Source organism: Maribacter aquivivus (assembly GCF_900142175.1).
GTDB lineage: Bacteria > Bacteroidota > Bacteroidia > Flavobacteriales > Flavobacteriaceae > Maribacter > Maribacter aquivivus.
In genome coordinates this window covers 86,046-105,791 of sequence record NZ_FQZX01000001.1, presented here as the reverse complement: position 1 = coordinate 105,791, position 19,746 = coordinate 86,046, and the positions used below count along the sequence as shown (strand labels likewise).

At 36.6% G+C, this 19,746-nt stretch carries 20 protein-coding genes; 13 read left to right on the top strand and 7 right to left on the bottom strand.

The window, feature by feature from the left end; all coding sequences use genetic code 11:
• Both BUC31_RS00445 and BUC31_RS00440 read left to right on the top strand, forming a co-directional pair.
• The gene (locus BUC31_RS00445; RefSeq protein WP_073240411.1) at positions 1-753 is read left to right on the top strand and encodes a hypothetical protein; all 753 of its coding nucleotides are present in this window, start codon (positions 1-3) and stop codon (positions 751-753) included.
• On the top strand, positions 737-1,399 hold the full coding sequence (locus tag BUC31_RS00440; protein WP_073240410.1) for a P-loop NTPase family protein: 663 nt from the start codon (positions 737-739) through the stop codon (positions 1,397-1,399). Before BUC31_RS00445 ends, BUC31_RS00440 begins: the two co-directional genes overlap by 17 nt.
• Positions 1,400-1,405: 6 nt before the next feature.
• Here the strand turns inward: BUC31_RS00440 and BUC31_RS00435 are convergent, their stop codons facing one another.
• The 7 genes from BUC31_RS00435 to BUC31_RS00405 form a co-directional block, all read right to left on the bottom strand.
• The gene (locus BUC31_RS00435; protein ID WP_073243665.1) at positions 1,406-2,200 is read right to left on the bottom strand and encodes a cation efflux transmembrane domain-containing protein; all 795 of its coding nucleotides are present in this window, start codon (positions 2,198-2,200) and stop codon (positions 1,406-1,408) included.
• A gap of 1 nt (position 2,201) precedes the next feature.
• Positions 2,202-4,385 carry a TonB-dependent receptor gene (locus BUC31_RS00430; protein WP_073240409.1) on the bottom strand — a complete coding sequence of 728 codons (2,184 nt, stop codon included), beginning with the start codon at positions 4,383-4,385 and terminating at the stop codon, positions 2,202-2,204.
• A 67-nt stretch (positions 4,386-4,452) separates the two neighbouring features.
• Positions 4,453-4,863, bottom strand: a complete 411-nt coding sequence (locus BUC31_RS00425) for a Fur family transcriptional regulator (RefSeq protein WP_073240408.1) — start codon at positions 4,861-4,863, stop codon at positions 4,453-4,455.
• A gap of 35 nt (positions 4,864-4,898) precedes the next feature.
• Positions 4,899-5,105 (bottom strand): GDCCVxC domain-containing (seleno)protein, encoded by a 207-nt coding sequence (locus BUC31_RS00420; RefSeq protein WP_073240407.1) that lies wholly within the window; start codon positions 5,103-5,105, stop codon positions 4,899-4,901.
• Positions 5,105-5,704, bottom strand: a complete 600-nt coding sequence (merTP, locus tag BUC31_RS00415) for a mercuric transport protein MerTP (RefSeq protein ID WP_073240406.1) — start codon at positions 5,702-5,704, stop codon at positions 5,105-5,107. Before merTP ends, BUC31_RS00420 begins: the two co-directional genes overlap by 1 nt.
• Positions 5,701-6,075 (bottom strand): ArsR/SmtB family transcription factor, encoded by a 375-nt coding sequence (locus BUC31_RS00410; RefSeq protein ID WP_073240405.1) that lies wholly within the window; start codon positions 6,073-6,075, stop codon positions 5,701-5,703. Before BUC31_RS00410 ends, merTP begins: the two co-directional genes overlap by 4 nt.
• Positions 6,076-6,287: 212 nt before the next feature.
• Entirely contained in the window at positions 6,288-6,917 is a 630-nt protein-coding gene (locus BUC31_RS00405) for an N-acetylmuramoyl-L-alanine amidase family protein (RefSeq protein WP_073240404.1), read from the bottom strand.
• 188 nt (positions 6,918-7,105) lie between these two features.
• Here BUC31_RS00405 and BUC31_RS00400 point away from each other — a divergent pair, with 188 nt between their 5' ends.
• The 11 genes from BUC31_RS00400 (at position 7,106) to BUC31_RS00345 (ending at position 19,724) form a co-directional block, all read left to right on the top strand.
• Positions 7,106-7,393, top strand: a complete 288-nt coding sequence (locus BUC31_RS00400; RefSeq protein ID WP_073243663.1) for a hypothetical protein — start codon at positions 7,106-7,108, stop codon at positions 7,391-7,393.
• Between the two features lie 271 nt (positions 7,394-7,664).
• A complete protein-coding gene (locus tag BUC31_RS00390) occupies positions 7,665-10,067 on the top strand; it encodes a TraG family conjugative transposon ATPase (RefSeq protein ID WP_073240402.1) in 2,403 nt (800 codons plus the stop codon).
• 4 nt (positions 10,068-10,071) lie between these two features.
• On the top strand, positions 10,072-10,659 hold the full coding sequence (locus BUC31_RS00385) for a conjugal transfer protein (RefSeq protein ID WP_073240401.1): 588 nt from the start codon (positions 10,072-10,074) through the stop codon (positions 10,657-10,659).
• Positions 10,659-11,483: a hypothetical protein gene (locus BUC31_RS00380; protein WP_073240400.1), complete on the top strand. Its 825-nt coding sequence runs from the start codon at positions 10,659-10,661 to the stop codon at positions 11,481-11,483. The genes BUC31_RS00385 and BUC31_RS00380 overlap by 1 nt, the downstream gene beginning before the upstream one ends.
• Positions 11,484-11,503: 20 nt before the next feature.
• The gene (locus tag BUC31_RS00375; protein WP_073240399.1) at positions 11,504-12,127 is read left to right on the top strand and encodes a conjugal transfer protein TraK; all 624 of its coding nucleotides are present in this window, start codon (positions 11,504-11,506) and stop codon (positions 12,125-12,127) included.
• Positions 12,108-13,037 (top strand): conjugative transposon protein TraM, encoded by a 930-nt coding sequence (gene traM / locus BUC31_RS00370; protein WP_073240398.1) that lies wholly within the window; start codon positions 12,108-12,110, stop codon positions 13,035-13,037. Before BUC31_RS00375 ends, traM begins: the two co-directional genes overlap by 20 nt.
• A gap of 32 nt (positions 13,038-13,069) precedes the next feature.
• The gene (locus BUC31_RS00365) at positions 13,070-13,903 is read left to right on the top strand and encodes a DUF4138 domain-containing protein (RefSeq protein WP_073240397.1); all 834 of its coding nucleotides are present in this window, start codon (positions 13,070-13,072) and stop codon (positions 13,901-13,903) included.
• A gap of 7 nt (positions 13,904-13,910) precedes the next feature.
• Positions 13,911-14,273 carry a hypothetical protein gene (locus tag BUC31_RS00360; protein ID WP_073240396.1) on the top strand — a complete coding sequence of 121 codons (363 nt, stop codon included), beginning with the start codon at positions 13,911-13,913 and terminating at the stop codon, positions 14,271-14,273.
• A gap of 3 nt (positions 14,274-14,276) precedes the next feature.
• Positions 14,277-14,537, top strand: a complete 261-nt coding sequence (locus tag BUC31_RS00355; protein WP_073240395.1) for a hypothetical protein — start codon at positions 14,277-14,279, stop codon at positions 14,535-14,537.
• 371 nt (positions 14,538-14,908) lie between these two features.
• Entirely contained in the window at positions 14,909-15,220 is a 312-nt protein-coding gene (locus BUC31_RS20615) for a DUF6660 family protein (protein WP_073240394.1), read from the top strand.
• A 118-nt stretch (positions 15,221-15,338) separates the two neighbouring features.
• Positions 15,339-19,724 (top strand): CusA/CzcA family heavy metal efflux RND transporter, encoded by a 4,386-nt coding sequence (locus BUC31_RS00345; protein WP_073240393.1) that lies wholly within the window; start codon positions 15,339-15,341, stop codon positions 19,722-19,724.
• Positions 19,725-19,746 lie beyond the last annotated feature (22 nt).

The window sequence follows — 19,746 nt, the reverse complement described above, 5'->3', positions numbered from 1 at the left end:
ATGAACTATATAAAGCTACTCAATGCGGCTTTTGAAAAGTTCTTTTTTGATGACCGGCTCAATCCTACACATATCAGTTTGTATATGGCGCTGTTCCAAGAATGGAACAGCTCTAGATTTGCGGATGAATTTTACGTGAACCGCAGGGATTTGATGCTTGCGTCTAAAATAGGCTCAAAATCCACATACCACAGATGTGTGACCGATTTAAATGCTTGGGACTATCTAAGCTACTTTCCTTCCAACAATCCATATAAGGGCAGTAAAATCAAGATGTCCATTATCGGGACAAGTGATGAACCGGATATGGGACGGTACAGTCCCATATTAGAACAGGTTGCGGAACAGTACCGTCCCAATGGTGTACCGCTTACGGGACAGCACCATCCCATAAACGGACAAGCTGTGGACTTGCACCCTCCCATAGGTGGACAAGCATTAGTATCTACTATAAACAATACCAAACAAGTAAACAATATAAAACAACCAAAGGGCTGGCAGGCCATTATTGATTTTTTTATTGAAAAAGGTATTAATGCTGATGAAGGAAAAAAATTCTATAAACACTATGAAACTCGTAATTGGCAAACTAGCGACGGAAAAGCGATTAGAGATTGGCGCGCAGTAGCTACAAATTGGATGGATAGAACCGAACTTTTCGCTGAGGAAAACAAACCAAACTTTAAAGAGGCGTCCCAAATCAAGGACAACTTGCGAACCACTAAAAACAAAGACTATGGACAACCCCTCTAAAATTAACGAAGGTGGCGTGGAATATTCGCTAGGAAAATTTGATGGCAAAAGTGTTCTCTACGATTTTGATAAAATCTTGATTTACTTGAATGCCAAAGGCCGACAATTATTCGGAAAAAATTTCAGAATTTACGATGAAGATATCACAATCATCCGAAAGCTCTGCCACTATTTTATCAAGGATAAGGACAATTGTGAAAAGTATGGAATAGACATTGACAAAGGCATTTTGCTTTCTGGACCCGTAGGCTGTGGAAAAACAAGTTTAATGAAATTATTGCGACACATCGTACCGCTACAACGACCGTACGAAATGATTCCGTGCAGGAATGTTGCTTTTAGCTTTAACCACCTAGGCTTTAAGACTATTGAAGATTATGGCAGTACCAAATTCTATTGCTTTGATGATTTGGGTATTGAACCTGCAGGAAGATTTTATGGTAAAGATTTAAACGTGATGGGCGAAGTATTACTTTCCCGATACGAACTTTACCTTGAGACCAAACATAAAATGAAAACCCACGCTACAACTAATCTGAATGCCGAGGAACTAGAAGAACGCTATGGTAATCGCGTTCGTAGCAGAATGCGAGAACTGTTTAATTTGATTGCTTTTGACAAGCGGGCTGGGGATAAGAGAAAGTAGAATAAATTACTTACCAAGTTTTAAAATTCTAAAAGCACCTTGAATTACCAAGACAAATACGATTGTTCCGATAATCAAATCAGGTTTATTAGAATTTAGCCAATTGACCAAAACTCCTGCGGTTATAACCCCTAAATTAATAATGACATCATTAGAAGTAAAAATCATACTCGCTTTCATATGTGCCTCTTCTTTGCTTTTGGACTTTTGCAAAATATAAAGGCACAAGCCGTTCGCAATAAGTGCAAAAATTGAAACGATAATCATTGTCGAAAAATCGGGAAGCCTATCGGCTCCGAAAAATCTTCTCAACACTTCCACAAATCCAATAATTGCAAGTGTTATTTGAAAATATCCAGCTAATTTTGCAATGCGTTTTTTCTTAATCAACGTTCCTCCAACCGCAAACAAGCTAATTCCATAAACAAAACTATCCGCAAGCATATCCAAACTATCCGCAACTAATCCCATTGATTTTGAAATCAGTCCTGTCGTCATTTCAATAATGAAGAAGGCGAAATTAATTGCAAGAACAATCCAAAGTAACCTTTTTTGGCTTGTTTTTTCATCAAAATCCGTTTCGTGGGTTTGTTCTGTTGAAATTTTCTTTCCTCCTAATTTCAATTCGTCAATCGACTTTTCAATTTGGTCTGCCTGTCCGTTGTGAAAAACGGTCAGTTTTCGTTTAGCGATGTCTAAGTCAAGGTTTTTAACTTCTGGAATTCCGTCCAGTTTCATTCGGATTAGGTTTTCCTCGGAAGGACAATCCATCTTGCTAATTTCAAATACCGTTTTGTTCATTTTAGTCTTCATCTTCGTTTCCAAAAGGTTTAATAATTACTCCTACACTAAAAATAAAACCGTCCGTAGGCGCATAAATTTCTGGAAATTCTGGATTGTCGTGTGGTGGCAAAACCAAAGGTGAAAACCTACTTTGTCTTCTGTCTGTAAAGTTTTCAAAATTTACAAAGGTTGTTCCCCATTTGAAATTGCGCATTAAAAGCAATCCCATAGTTATAAAATCCGTGGTTTCTGTGCCATTAGACAAAAACTGCTTTCCTGTGTAAAAAGTTTCATAACCTATGCGCCATTTATCAGATTCGTACATTAAAACGCTACCTGCATTATGTTTTGCTGTGAGCGGTTTTTGCGGATTTCCTGCCAAATAGTTCAGCTTTGTATCAATGAGTGCATAGTTTAAAAACCATCTAAAATCCTTGTACGTAAATTTAATATTGGTTTCCGCTCCCTTGCTTATTATTTTATCGGTTGCATTTTCAAACATAAAAAATCCATCGTCTGTTGAGTTTAATAATAGCCCGTTGTTAATAGCTGAAACGTAGAAGAGTTGGTTAACACTAAAACCTACCACATCGAATAACCTTGTTTGGTAATTCACATCAAAATTGACACCATAGGAACGTTCTGCCTTTAAAGCAGATTTATCTATAGCAAGTACATTTTCAAAACTGATATATTCCGCCTCTTCGGTGAAAATATCTGGAATTTTATAACCTAATCCACCACCAATTCTGCTCGAAAATCCGCTGTCGTTCTTGTAAAGCAAGGAAACTCTTGGAAGTGGAAAAAAACCGAAATCTGTATTGTAGTCTGCTCTTAATCCTGTTTCTAAAATCCAACTATCTGAAACGTCGTAAATGTTGTTTACAAATGCTCCATAAGTAACGTCTGATTGGTCTCGTTGTAATGTCGCATTATCATTTTCATCAAAATTAGATGTGTATAAATTTGCACCAAAAATCCAATCGGTTTTTTTGGATGCCTTTTGATAGTTGATTTCTGTGAATGTATTGGTTTGTTTGCCGTCAAAACTGAAATCGGTAATAGATAGTTTTCTATCGAAAAATGAGATGCTATTCTTGATGTTCAATGAACTGACCGAATCTATCTGTGTTTCGTAAACAGCCTGACTGGTCAATCTTTTAGAAAGATTTTCTTCGGTATATTGATGAATCCCATTTTCGCCACTTTCAATTTTTGTAATGTCTCCACCAATTCTGTCGTCATAAGTTCCATTTAAACCTATCCAAAAAGTTGTTTTTTCTGAAGGATAATAAAAGAATTTGGGGTTAAAAGATAACGAAGTTGTTTTTGGTAGATTGCTGAAACCATCATCTTCTGGGTCATACGCTTTTTGGTAATGACCAGAACTGTATAATGAAACTCCAAATTTTTCATTTCGCTTACTATAAAAGACATTTGCTGTACTACCCAACGCTTGTGTTTGAGTTAGCATAATATCCAAAGATGGTTCTTCATCAGGTGTTTTTGATACCATATTTATTAAACCCGCAATAGCCCCTCCTCCATAAAGTGTAGAAGAACTTCCTTTTATTATCTCAAATTGTTGTAGGTCTAGAGGCGGAATTTGTAAAATACTCAAACCACTTGAAAATCCACCATACAAAGGAAATCCGTCTCTTAAAAGTTGTGTATAACGTCCATCGAGACCTTGAATTCTAATATTGGTGTTTCCACTACTTAACGAGGTTTGTTGCATTTGTATTCCGGTACTTTCACGAAGCACCATTGAAATATTAGTCGGATTCATTACTGCTTTTTCGCCTAATTCTTCCGCACCTATAAATTCTATTCTCGTAGGTATTTTTCTAACAGTTCGTGTACTTCTTGAAGATTGTATTACGACTTCATCCAATTCATTTCCTCCCGATTCGAGCTTGAAAGAGAACTCTTTTTTTGTGCCAACCTCAATAGTGGTTTCAATGGTTTTAAAACCTACATATGAAATTTTTACGGTTTGGTTTCCATTTGGGATTTCTGTAAATGTGGTAATTCCGTCAAAATCTGTTACTGCTCCTTTCTCTAATTCTTCAAAATATACAGTCGCTCCCAATAATGGCCCATCTGTTTCGGCATCGCTCACAGAAATGGAAATATCACTCGTTTGTGCGAATGATATAATTGATAACATTAAAAATAATGTGTTTAAAAATACTTTTTTCATTTGCTTATTCTGGTTTTTAAGAATATTGCAAATGTATTTAGCATTTACCGCAACTCGATTGCAAAGATTATCTGTTGCAGTTGTCGCACAGGCCTTTCACGACCATATTTGCTTGTTGCAACTTGAAATTTTTTGGAAGTTGAATATTGGGAATAGGAACGTCGAAAAGACAAAACGTTTTGTCGCAGTTAGTACAATAAAAATGATAGTGCAAATCTTTTGGGTCGCAGTTACAGCCTTCCGCACAAACTGCATATTTGGTCATTCCAGAGCCATCTTCAATGCTGTGGATAACTTTGTTTTCCTCAAATGTTTTTAGTGTTCTGAAAATAGAACTTCTATCCGTATAGGGCAGCGCATTTTCAATATCCTTTAATGATTGAGCTTTTTCTAGGCTTAAAAGATGGCGCAGAACAACCATTCGTACTGCGGTGTTTTTTACTTTTTTTATTTTTAGGATTTCTTCTTCCGTTTGCATTTTCCTAATATATCATTTTTTAGAGTATTGTCTTTTCAGCAGCAACTTTTGTTTTCTTGAATCGGCGGACAAGGCACAGTTCCGTAAGAACAATAAACACAACAATCTCCTTCATTTGGTTTTAGAACCGTTTTGCAACTCTCACATTCATAAAAGAATTGACAAGATTCCGTTGGCATTTCTTCTACTTTTTTATGTCCGCAGTTTGGGCAAGTTATTTCAGATGTCAATATAGTTTCCATTATTTTTCTTTTTTGTCGGTCACGTTATAACCTGTAGAATTAATTGCTTTCTCAATTTCCGCTTCATTGGTCTTGGTTTTATCAAATTCAATGATTGCATTTCCACTTTCGTATGATGCTTTTGAGCTCACGATTCCGCTGAGTTTATTTACTTCGTGGTTTACGTGTTCCTCACAACCCGCACAGGTCATTCCACTAATTTTAAATTCAGTTGTTTTAATATCCGATTTATCTACTACGATAATGTGTTTTGCCGTGTCTGGGTAAAAAATTCCTGAATAGTATGGAAATGCCAACATTACTATTGCAAATACAGTTATAATTCCTAAAAAAGTTTTGGACTGTGTGAATTTTGGTTTTTCGTCTGTCTCACATTCACAATCGATTTCCTTTTTAGGCTTTAGCATTTGATACCAGGCAAAACAAAGAACTAAAATTGTAAGCCCGATTAGGTAAGGTCTAAAAGGTTCTATCCAAGAGAATGTTGAAGCAATCCCACTTGTTCCTGCGATAAGAGCCAAAACAGGCGTAATACAGCATAAGGAAGCTGTAATTGCAGTTAGCAAGCCTGCTCCAATTAATTTATTTTCACTTTTCATATTGCTTCTAAAACTTTGTTCTTATCAAGTATTGCGAAAAACGGATTGAGTAGTTTTTCATATTCAGCGGTCAATGAGTAATAAATCGTTTGGGCTTCTCTATCGGTTTCTAATAGATTTCGGTCTTTCATTTTTCTCAAATGCTGGGAAATGGCCGAAATATTCATTCCAAGAATATCACTTAAATCACAAACGCAAAGCCTATCTTCTTCAAAGAGTAGGTATAGTACTTTAAGTCTTACGCTATTCCCAACTAATGAAAGTCCATTCGCCAAATAGTCGAACGATTCGTTTAATTCCGAAACCGTGTCTTTGCAACGATTAATTTGTTCTAAATCGGCTTGTTGTCTTATGCAAGAATTATTGTCCATAAAGCAAAGTTACATTATTTTATTATTTAAGCAAACACTTAAATATATAATATTTAATATAGCAATTATTTGATTAATAGAACTGCTAGAAACAAATGGCAGTAGTCTAGTTTCTAAAAGACTTATATAATAAAACTACTTCTGCAATAAATTGTAGTACAATAGCTTTTAAACTTTTTGTCAACTCTAAAAATATATCTTTCATAATAGTATTAGTTTTTAATAGATAATAAAATGGCTAAGGCAATTAATTTGATATTCTTAGAAGCAGAAATATAACTGCTTTCATCCCTATTACTCAAAAAACCCAGTTCCAAAAGAACCGAAGTACAATAGTCAATAGTTTCACGTAGTACCTGAAAATTTGCAAACTTCACTCCTCTACTTTTATATCCTATGGCTTTGCAAAGTGCTTTTTCAATTTGATAACCTGTATAAATAGATTCTTTGGAATTATTTGTTCCCTTTTGTGAAGCATAAACTTCTATCCCTCTTGCATCTGGATTATCTGAATGATTGCAATGCAGCGACACAAACAAATCGGCTTTTAGAGCTTTGGCCAGTTTTGCTCTATCCGATAACGAAATGAGTGTATCAGTATACCTGGTTAAATAAATATCCAAAGGGGTATCTAATTTATTATTCAGCTTCAAAATGGCATTCGCTATATCCAATACAACATCCTTTTCTTGGATTTTATTTATGCCTATCGCACCGGTATCTTTTCCACCGTGTCCAACATCAATTATAATTCGTTTTTTAGTACTTGTCTCTTGTCCCAAAACGATACACATTTTTAGAAGCAAAAAGACAAAACTGACGTTTTTGAGCACTTTTTTCATTTTCAGTTTTTAGGTTATCAACAATTTCCATTCAAAAAATCATAGAATTTGATGCCAAATAATAGTAATTAAATTCAATGGATTTCAAATAATATTTTTTTCACAAATATTTGATTATCAGTTATTTATGTACAAATATATGTAAATTTCAGAAAGAGAAAATGAATAAAAATTTAAACAGTTTTATTATGAAAAAATCAATCTATTTAGCAACTTTTTTATCGTTGCTCTCAACATCACTTTTTGCACAAATTGGTGGCATTGAAGATTCCGTTAATGATGTGGGCGATACCATACGTACCATCTTTCCAATTTTACTTGGTGTCATTTTTTTAGTTGGTTTCCTGTTTAATGCAGGGCATTTCTTTGGGGAAAATGCAGACCTTAAAAAAGGGATTACCAGAGTGCTAGTGTTTGTTTTGATTGCTGGCGCAGTTGTCGGCATCTTCACATACCTAATAGGAATCGTAGTATAGATGAAACGCTTCGAGGTCTATAAAAACATTAGGAAACGGGCGGTCATTTTTGGGCTGCCTATTTCCCTGTTTGCGTTAATGATGGTTTCCATTTTGGCTTCGCTGCTCATCATAATCTTCTCTTTCAGCTTCGGGATAATAATTGGAATACTCGTTTTTAATGCTGCCTTGTACGTAGCCTTAACGAGAATAACACATAACCCACAAATTTTTCAGATGGCTAATGCTTTTCCGAGAATAATAAGTAACAAAAGAAACTCTGGCTTCAACTATGAACAAGATTAATCTTTCAGCATATCAACCTATTGTAGATATTCAAGACAATATCATATTTGCCAACAATGGTAATGTTGTCCTGTGCTATGAAGGTACGTTACCAGAGATTTATTCATTGTCCGAAAAAGACTTTGAAGATATACACGGTGCTTGGTTTCAGGCTTTGAAATCATTACCTATTGGTACTGTAGTGCAAAAACAGGACATATATCTTAAAAAAACATACACTTCAGAAGCGCTTCCAAATACAACGTTTTTGGAAAAAGCAACACACGACCACTTCAAAGGACGTGATTATATGGAACATCGTTGCTTTTTGTTCTTTACGCTCACTAAGAATAAAGCGCTGAACAATTCAAAATATGTCAACCCTTTCCGTAAAGTTTCCAAAGGGATTACACAACAATTGGATGACAACGTTAAGAGCTTTGTCGGTTCTGTTAGTGATTCTGTTTCCTTCATAAACAATAGTCGAAAAATGAAATTTGCTTCGCTTAAAGCGAAAGATATTCAGCAGTTAACGAATGGATATTTCAATGGTTTTAATGAAGGGTTTGACACCGATATCATATTAGATAAAAAAAGCGTCAATATTGGCGAAAACCATTTTGATGCCCTGGCTATCAATAGCGAACTGTGCTTTGGCGAAAGTGTACAGAGTAGCAAGACCAATGAGAAATTCACTTCTGACGATTTTGTGTTTCATCAAGGGTTTATTGATGGCTTAGGGCTCACGCTTAATGAAAATCATATTGTCAATCAAATCCTTTATCTGGATGACAAACAGAAGTGGCGCAAGCTACTGGATAAGAAAGTTGAAGAACTTAATAAAAGTTCCAACTTCGGTTCGCAGAATAAAGTAGTCCTCGGTAAAATTCAGCATATCCTTGACCAAATCAACGCTGATGATAATGCACGTATTATTCGAGGTCATTTAAACATCATCTATTGGGACAAGAACCCAGAAAATTTAAGTCGAATCGGTTCAAAAATAAAGACCGAGTTTAAGGAACTAGACATTATTCCTTACTATCCTAGAGGTGAGGAACGAAAGAATTATATCCTAAATAGTTACTGCTGTTTTTCTTCAAACTTTTCAAATAACGATTTATATGTTACCGATTTAAAACACGCTTTATGCCTGTTCATCAATAACACCAATTATAATTCTGATACTACCGGAATCATCTTTAATGATAGGGAACATAATGTGCCTGTTCTTAAAGATGTTTGGGACGAACGCAAGAAGCGCATTAAGGCAAGAAACTTTGCCATTTTTGCACCTACTGGCGAAGGCAAGTCCTTTTTGGCAAATAACATTCTGCGCCAGTATTTTGAAAGTGGTGTCCGCCTGGTCATAATTGACCTTGGTGGATCCTACACCAAATTTGCCAAACTCTATCCCGAAAAATATACTGTGCTTCGCTATGAAAGTGGCAAAAATTTAGGCATCAATCCTTTTTATATAAGTGATAAAAATGACCTAACACCAGAACGTTTGGAAGACTTGTCCGTTTTCTTGTTTGAACTTTTCGCCTCAGATTTAAAAGTTACCAAAGCACAATCGGTTTCGGTTAAAAAGATACTACGCCATTATTACAATAATACTTCAGAAAATCATTCCTTAGATGGTTTCTACAACTTTATAGAGAGGAATCAGAAAGATCTTCTGGACACCTTAAAAATCCATCCCGACTACTTCAATATTACAAGCTTCTTGCACGTAATGTCCGAATATGTCGGCGATGGTCTATATAGCTTCCTGTTTGAAGTTAGTGAAGACCAAACCTATAAAATTGAAGACAAACGCTTGATTGTGTTTGAACTGGATGAAGTCAAGGACAATAAAGAAATCTTGTCCGTAATGTTGAAGTTGATAAAGTCAGCCATTCAAAGAACGATATGGAAAAATCGTGCTGAAAAAGGCATCATCCTTTTCGATGAGTTTGCAAAGCAACTGAAGTTTGATAATGTACTGGAAAGTGTGGAATTCTATTACCAAGCCATCCGTAAACAAAATGGTGCTATTGGTATTATTCTTCAGTCGATAAATCAGCTTCCAAATAATGCAACATCGGCAAGCATACTTGAAAACACACAAGTCATTTATAGCCTGAACAATGAAAAGGGTTATGACGAATTGGTCAAAAGACTCAACCTATCCAGCCACGATTTAAACCAATTAAAATCCATCAAAAACAATCTTTCTGGTCCACGGAAATACACCGAAATGTTCATCAAAATAGGCAAGGAAAGCAACATTTTCAGGTTAGAAGTTCCCAAAGAAGTGTATGCAGCTTACTTAACGGATGGACAAGAAAACGAGGAAATAATGAAGCTCTACGATGAGCATCACGATATGGAAAAAGCAATAATTGAATTCACATATAAAACATAATATTATGAACACAAAAATCAAAACAATCTTGTTCGGACTAATCTTCACGGTAGCCATTTTATTGCCTGGCGGTGCTACTGCCCAAGGAATGCCCACTTACGACAATACCAATTTTATCAGTTTAGTAAAACAACTGGTAGAATCTGGAAAGCAGACAGCTCAAATGATTAAGTCCGTACAGTTCTTGAAAGATGCAAAAGAAAGCATTGAGAAAGTATCGAGTGTGGTACAACAACTTAGAGCAGTTGAGCAAATTGCACAAAACAATCAACGCCTTATTAATGTAATGCAAAACGACTTACAGGATATTTTAAACTCGCCTTACATCAAGCCCGAGGAAGTAACACGGGTTGCGGAATCATTTGATGCCATAGTCCAAAACTCATTAGATACGGTTGATTTTATGGGTGAAATTTTATCAAGCGATAACCTAAAAATGTCGGATGCTGAACGTGCTGAAGTTTTAAAGGAAAAAGAACTAGAATCTAAACAAATGGTTTCCAATATTGAGACAAAAACGAAACGCTACAGGGATATTATTTCCTTTAGAAAAATGCAGGATAAAGTCAATAACCGCGAAACAGATTACTAATGAGTTTTGGGCTTGAATATGTAGATGCAGTCTTTCAAACGATAAAGGCAAGTGATTTTTCGCAATACACCATTGCTGGAATGAAAACGCTTGCTGTACTATTCTTTTTGGTCAATATCCTAAAAAAATATAATGAAGGGGTTGCGGATAAAGATGGTTATACCTGGGGGCTAAGTCCTTCGGAACTCACAAAGAATTTTGCAGTTGTTCTTCTGGTGATTTTCTCTACACAAGTACTAGGTTTTTTCGATAGCATCCTAGTTTCCATTGAAGGGCAGTATCGTGGTACAGCACCAGCTTTATTGCCTTTGCAGATGCAGGATATTCCCATTGAAGAAGATGTCAATATTATCGAGGTCGCAACAGCAGCAATGACGCTGCTATATGAAGCATTGGTGACACCACTTTACGGGTTCAAAATACTTGCATTTATTATTAGCCTTTTCCTCTGGATTTTGGATTTGTTCATCTATCCGTTATTCCTTTCAGAACGTTATTTTTTATTGGGCATAATGCAAGCCTTCTTCCCCTTGGTTATAAGTTTAGCAGTTTTTGGAAAATTCCGTTCGCTTGCTTATACATTTTTCAAGTTGTACGCTGCGGTCTATATGTTGGTGCCAGCCTTCTTTTTGGTCAATGTATTTGTAAACGCTCTCTATACTGAAATCAATACAAATTTTTGGACAAACCTTTTTGGGACAGATGTTGGCCAGGGCTTTTTTGCACCTGTCGTTCAGCTTGGGTCTGTTGGTTTCATTCTTTTTCTAAAGTTCAAATTATATAAACGCGCCACATCTTTTACGCTCAGATTGTTTACTGCCTAAGGCAGATTAAAAATAGAAATATGAAAACACCATACAAGAACATATACAAGGTCTTAAAATTAAACAGATTTATCGTGTTGGCAGTTGTCATTTTTGCAATGCTGTCCAGCACCTTTTCACTTTGGATGGCTTTTAAAACGAATAAAAAAGCACTCAATAGCGCTTTCGCCATTAATACCGATGGCAGTATTATTCCGCTTAAACTCGTTACCCAAAAAGAAAATTTTCAGGTTGAAGCTTTAGCCCATTTAGACCTGTTCCATAAGTACTTCTATAACATTGATGCTAGCAATTATGAACGGAATCTGGAAAAGGCGCTTTGGTTGGGTAATAGTTCTGTGGATAATTTGTACCGTCAGAAAAAAGCAGATGGTGTCTATAACCGATTGCTACAATATTCGCTAGTTCAAAAAGTACTGAGTATAGACTCACAAATCGAAGAACAAAATGGAACATACGTATTTAGAACGGTTAGCGTCTTTGAAATTAATAGAGGTTCAATAATAGATACCTACGAACTCGTTTCTAGTGGAAACTTAATTCCAGTTGATAGAAACTTTCCAAACAATCCGCACGGTCTTTTGATTACGGAATACTTTGAAAACACACTTAAAAAATTATCTGATGAAAGTAGAGAAAAATAAAATTGTCTTTGCAGCTGTATTGGCTGTGATTTTCATATTCCTGATTTCCTATTCTGTAATGGTTATGGGCGATGATGAAAGTGAAACTGAAAACCTTGAACAGACCTTGATACCCGATTTGGACGAAAACCAAAAAGAGTATGATTCTAAATTGGATGCTATTAACGACCTAAAGGAAGTGCGAGAAAATAATGCGCCTAGTATCTACGATGAAAAACTAATTGATTCCTTGGGATTTTATGACCAAGACCTTCCGGAACGTGAAAAAGAACGTATTGTGGATAGTATTTATAATGCTGGTAAAATTCAATATTCTGAAAAACGATATCAAAATTTTGGACAAAGGAAAGTCGCTCAAAAGAATATCCAGCAAATTGACTCAGCCGATATTAAAAGAGAACAAAAAATTCAAGCTAAAGAATTGGGTCTAGAACATCAATTGTTTTTTGCTGCTTCGCCTAAACCCAATGCCTTTTCTAGTATTGGAAATACAGATGACAGTATCTATGTCATCGTTGATGGCAGCCAAATCGTAATGGCAAATACAAGATTAAGAATGCGCCTTACTAAATCGGCAACTATCAATGGTAAGCTGATGCCAAAGAATACACCAGTTTTTGGGTTTATTAGTTTTCAACCCAATCGCGCGCTGATTGAAATTGAAAATATTAGTCATCATCCTACAAAGCTCAAAGCATTCGATTTGCAAGATGGAAGCGAAGGTATTTATGTTGAGAATAACTTTAGAGCAGAAGCCACCACCGAAGTTCTTGACGACATTATTGGCGACATCAACATACCTGCCGTTCCGCAAGTAGGTGGAATTACAAAAGTTCTTAGACGTAGTAATCGTAACGTAAAAGTTACGGTTTTGAACAATTACAAATTAATCTTAAAACCAAAATTATGAGGCCTATAATGGGTATTTAAAAACGCACTCTTATGAAAAATTCAGTCTTAATAATAGCAGTCATATGTATTTCCGCTTTCGCGAAAGCACAAACAACCAAAGTTCTCGACACCATTTATGCCAACGACACCAAAAACGTTGCGCTGTTCTTTCCAGAACCTATTAGGCAAGGTGTAACTGGTTCGGATAATTTTGTCTTTACCTACAATCGTGAAAAAGAACAGTACTTTGGATTGCTTCAGGCAACCCCTGGAAAAGAAAGTAATTTATTGATAATCAATAGAAATGGGGCGATTTTTTCGTATATTATAAGATATAGAAAGCAGCTATCGAAGCTCAATTATTTCGTGTCACAATCAAGTAGTATAGGCAATGAAAAACCTATCATCATTGACACTACCGAAGTAACTGAAGTTGAGAATTTAGTAGATAACAGCAGATTTTACTACACAAAATTCTCTTCTTATCTTCTTGAAAGAAAGCAACGAATAGGTACGATACAAAAACGAAATGAAAGCATCGTTTTGAGTGTTGAGAATATAGTTTTTGATAAGGAAGAACTCTACTTTGTTATCCAGATTGAGAATAAATCGAGTTTGGATTACGACTTAAATTTCTTAAATCTCTCGCTAGAAACAAGACAAAAAGGCAAAAGAAAATCGTTACAAAAGCTGCTTCAAGAACCCATTTTTAAGCACAACGTACCGTCCAGAATAGCTGAGGGCGAAGTTGTAAAATTAGTTTATGTAATGCCTAAATTTTCAATAATTAATGACCGTAGATTAGTGGTTGAGCTGAATGAGAAAAATGGGGAAAGGGATTTAAAATTGAAGGTATCGCATAAGTATATCAATAACCCAAATTAAAATTGTTATGAAAAAAATCGTCATTTGCTCGCTTGTACTGTTGTTCCTTTCTTGTTCAGAAAGCACAACAAAATCCCCTTCTGAAACTGCCAAGGCAGTTGCGGGAAGTTTTTTTTCAAAAGATGAATCAGCTTTAAAAAAACATACTACTACAGAAGGCTATGCCAGTTTGATTACTGTACAGAATATGATACCGGATTCTGATAAAAACATCGAAGTGGAAATTTTAGATGAAGCTGTTGATGGCGAAATTGCCTGGATAAAATACAGCAGCACCTACGATGGGAAAACTGGAATTTTCAAGTTGGTTAGAGAAAACGGTCAATGGAAAGTTACCAGTAAAAGACCGAGGGAAAAAGGGCCTTTTTAAGCTATGGATAATGAACAGGTCCATAACAATAATATCCCTGATACCGCGTTTATAGCGCTGGATATTTTCAAGAGTATTATAAAAGGTAAAATTGAAGCCTATACCGCTTTTGGTCATAACCAATCAGACTTAATAGAACTCAACGATATTTTGAAAATTAATATCAAAGATATGGTCATCTCATCTAAACAAATTTCGGATGAAATCAGCGATGAGGATGTTGTGGAATTTGTATCCTATTACAATCGGTTAGTCCATGAATGATGGTGTAAACTGAACTCTGTCTAAAATAGATTTTATCGTTAATTTTATCTAGAAGAGATTACTTCACTATTTGCACCTTTTATGTAATAGTCCTCTATGCAAAAACTTTCTATTAAAAGTGCTATTTGTAAATAGTTACTAAATAATGTTGAGAAAGGTCCATTTAAACGGTCGTTATAAGTAGACTAAATCTGCAATTTTGAAAGTCTAAATAAAGGTGGGTTTAAACGTACTAGTTAAATTCTATGGAAATACCCTTATTTGAACTTTAGAAATTAAATGCAGTCCCGTACAACTTTCTTTTTTTAGGAACTCATAGCATAGTAAAGCTTTGCAATACAGTTGCATGAATTTCTTGTTATCTTTGGAAAGTGAAATCAATCGCAATCATATTATCGCTATATTTTTTGGCACTCAATTTCATTCCGTGTAATGATGGGAAGATGTCAAGTGATGATGCGGAAATCGAAAATGTAATCGCGATGGATGGAAATCATGACCATGGCGCAACCGACCTGTGTTCCCCATTTTGCAATTGCCATTGCTGCCATATCCATACCATCGAATCCAACATTATTTCGTTCGAACCCTTGATTCTTATGAATTTCAAGGAAAAATTTGCGCATTTCGATAGCTTCGGCAATGACATTTCACACTCTCTTTTCCAGCCTCCAAAGGCATAGTCAGTTTTACACTAGGATAACTATATCCGATTTTGACCGAGAAAGGTCACACTCCGCTGCGGACAATTGCAATTTTTTGGCATAATTCCGTGATGTTTAACTGTATTAAATTCTTTCTATGCTTAATAAAATTATTAGGTATTCCATAACCCATAAGCTGGTTATTGGTTTACTCACTCTAGCCTTGATTATCACGGGTGCTTATTCATTGCAACAGCTTCCTGTAGATGCCGTTCCGGATATTACCAATAATCAAGTACAGGTCATTACGACCTCGCCAACACTTGCAGCCCAAGAGGTTGAGCGATTAATCACTTTTCCCATTGAACTCACAATGACAACCATTCCCCAAATCGATGAAATTCGTTCTTTTTCACGTTTTGGATTATCGGTTGTAACCATTGTTTTTGAGGAGAATGTAGATGTGTATTGGGCAAGACAACAGGTAAACGAACGTCTGGCGGATGCTCAATCCCAAATTCCAGAGGGCATCGGTAAGCCAGGAATCGCACCATTGACTACGGGACTTGGTGAAATTTATCAATATGTCATTGCTACAAAGCCTGGTTATGAGGACAAATACACAGCAACAGAGCTTCGGACGATACAAGATTGGGTCATTAAACGCCAGCTATTGGGAACGAAAGGCGTTGCAGACGTCAGTAGTTTTGGTGGCTATCTAAAACAATATGAAATTGCAGTTCGTCCAGAACGCTTGAACGGTATGGGTGTTTCCATTTCCGACCTTTTCAGCGCACTCGAAAATAACAATCAAAATACTGGCGGTGCTTATATTGAAAAAAATGACAAAGCACTTTTTATTAGAAGCGAAGGCCTTGTTGGTTCGATAGAAGATATCAAGAATATTCTTGTAAAGCAGACAGAAAGTGGCATTCCTATTTTGATAAGTGATGTTGCAACAGTTCAAACAGGAAAGGCGATTCGTTATGGCGCAACAACCCGAAATGGCGAAGGCGAAGTGGTTAGTGCGATTGTTATGATGTTGAAAGGCGCTAACTCCGCCAAAGTAATAAAGGATGTAAAAGATAGAATTGAAACCATTAGCAAAACCTTGCCCGAAGGTGTGGTTATCGAACCCTTTCTGGATAGAACTAAATTGGTGGACAATGCCATTGGTACAGTTACCACCAATCTTGTGGAAGGTGCGCTTATCGTGATTTTCATTTTACTTTTATTGTTGGGCAATTGGCGTGCTGGTTTGATTACAGCATCCGTTATTCCTCTCGCTTTACTATTTGCGTTTAGTATGATGCATATTTTTGGTGTTTCGGCAAACCTGATGAGTTTGGGAGCAGTTGATTTTGGTTTAATTGTGGATGGTGCGGTCATTATTGTGGAAGCGACCCTATTCCATTTAGGGGCGTTAAAAATTTCCAGAAAATTGACGCAGGCTGAAATGGATGAAGAAGTGTATCAATCTGCAAGTAAAATTCGAAATTCAGCAGCTTTCGGAGAAATCATCATCCTAATTGTATATCTACCTATTTTAGCCTTGGTGGGAACGGAAGGCAAAATGTTCGGACCGATGGCGCAAACGGTAAGTTTCGCTATTTTGGGAGCATTCTTATTGTCGCTGACTTACATTCCAATGATGTCGGCATTGGTCTTGAGCAAAAAAACAGAACACAAGCGGAATATTTCCGATAAAATAATGGACTTCTTTTATTGCATTTACGAACCAATCATACATTGGGCAATGCGTACAAGAATTATTGTAGTTGGTAGTACCATTGCACTTTTCGTCACCGCTTTTTTAGTGTTCCAAAGCTTGGGTGGCGAATTTATTCCAACACTTGAAGAAGGCGATTTTGCGGTAGAAACACGAGTTATTACGGGAAGTTCCCTTTCAAATACAATAAAAGCGACTACCAAAGCTGAAAAAATCCTCTTGGATAATTTTCCAGAGGTGGAACAAGTCGTATCTAAAATTGGTTCGGGAGAAATCCCAACAGATCCGATGCCGATTGAGGCTGCCGATTTAATGATAATTCTTAAAGATAAATCAGAATGGGTTTCGGCATCCAACAGGGAAGATTTGGCAAATAAAATGGCTGAAGCACTTGAAGTTATTCCTGGTGTTACCTTTGGTTTTCAACAACCGATTCAAATGCGTTTTAATGAGTTGATGACAGGTGTGCGTCAAGATGTCGCCATCAAGATTTATGGCGAAGATTTAAATCAACTTTCTACCTATGCAAGCCAAATCGGAAAATTGGCAGGAACGGTGGAAGGTGCTGTGGATGTCTATACGGAGGAGGTCACGGGAGTGCCACAAATAGTCATCAACTACAATCGTGGACAACTTGCAAAATACGGATTGGATATAAAATCGGTAAACAATACGATTCAAGCTGCATTCGCTGGAGCTTCCACAGGCTTGGTGTATGAAGGCGAAAAGCAGTTTGACTTGGTAGTACGTTTGGAAAATAAAAACAGAACAGACCTTCACGATGTCCAGAATCTGTATCTCAATGGTGCCAATGGCCAACAGATTCCCTTGCAACAGGTAGCAAATGTTTCCATAAAAGATGGACCTTACCAAATTCAACGAGATGATACACGACGACGAATAATCGTAGCCTTCAATGTGCGTAATCGGGATGTGGAAAGCGTTGTTGATGAAATAAGTTCAAAAATCGATTCACAAATCAATCTGAAACCAGGCTATACTATTTCGTATGGAGGGCAGTTTGAAAATCTTGTGGAAGCACGAGAACGTTTGGCAATTGCAGTTCCACTCGCATTGTTGCTCATTTTTATTCTGTTATACTTTACGTTTGGGTCAATCAAACAAGGTGTGCTCATTTTTACGGCAATTCCATTATCAGCCATTGGGGGTGTGTTTGCACTTTGGCTTCGAGATATGCCATTTAGTATTTCTGCAGGAGTTGGATTTATTGCTTTGTTTGGTGTAGCGGTCCTAAATGGTATCGTTTTAATTGCGGAATTTAACCGACTTAAAAAAGACGGAATTTCAGATATTTTCCAACGCATCTATCAAGGCACAAAGACCCGTTTACGTCCTGTAATTTTGACCGCTTCCGTAGCCTCTCTAGGGTTTTTGCCAATGGCAATTTCCCAAACTTCTGGCGCAGAAGTACAGCGACCTTTGGCAACCGTAGTGATTGGTGGTTTGATTACAGCAACCTTTTTAACGCTCGTGGTATTGCCAATCCTCTATTATTATTCTGAAAAAAAATTAAAGATGAAACCTAATAAGACAGCTCTTGTTATGCTGATGGCATTATTCGGAAGTGCCTTTTCCATAAATGCGCAGACAACTTCTCAAGTAAAAGTCTATCAAAATATTGATGAAGTAATTGAAACAGCATTAAAAAACAATCCCAATATCAAGGTGTCACGTTTGGAGACAGAACAGCAGCAGGCATTGAAAGGCAGTAGTTTCGATTTACCTAAAACTGATTTTGGTTTGGAATATGGACAAATCAATAGCATTGCAGATAATGATACACGTTTTAGCGTTAGTCAAAAGTTTGCGTTCCCAACACTTTATGGAAGCCAAAATAAATTGGTAAAAACCAAAATTGAGGCAAGCGAACTGAATGAAGCGGTTCTAAAAAATGATTTGATTGCCCAAGTTAAATCCACGTATTACGAATTGTGGTATATCAAGAGCAAACAAATGGTACTGCAAAAACAGGACAGCATTTATGAACGGTTTGCCTACGCCGCGAACTTGCGTTATAAAACAGGCGAAAGCAATGCATTGGAGCAGGCAACAGCCAATGTGGAACTGGCAGATATTCAGATTATGATTTTGGATAACGCTTCTGTCCTTAAAAACCATCAACTACAATTGCAAAATCTGATGAATACAGATAGTTTGGTTGATATCAATGTAGGAAATTTAGAAGTAAAAACTGAAATGTTACCCCAGTTGAAGGATTCCACAGCAATCTCAAATAATCCAACGCTCGCTTTTTACCAAAAGCAAATCGAACTTGCCGAAAATGAAAAATCCGTGGCTGTTTCAAAACTATTACCAGATATCACATTGGGTTATTTCAATCAATCCTTTATAGGCAATGGCGAAACCGCAAACGGAACACCAACAGTATTCGATTCTGGAGATAGATTTACAGGTGTGCAATTGGGTTTGAGTATCCCAATTTGGTTAAAACCACACACAGCGAAAATCAAAGCTGCCAAAATCCAAAAAATGGAGAACGAAGCACAATTGGAAGCTATAAAAAACAGAGCGCAGACCCAGTTTGATACCTTATGGGAAACGCTTCAAACGGAGCAAACAAATCTGGAATCGTACAAAAACAATGCTTTGCCGCAAGCGGAATTGCTGTTGAAAAATTCCCAACGTGGATTTCAGGAAGGGGAAGTTGGGTATATCGAATACATCCAAGGGCTTAACAGGGCAATGACTATTCAAGTGAAATATTTGGATTTTGTAAACCAGTACAATCAAACACTCATAAAAATCGAAGAACTCATCGCTAATAATCAATAAAATGAAGAATATATATATAACA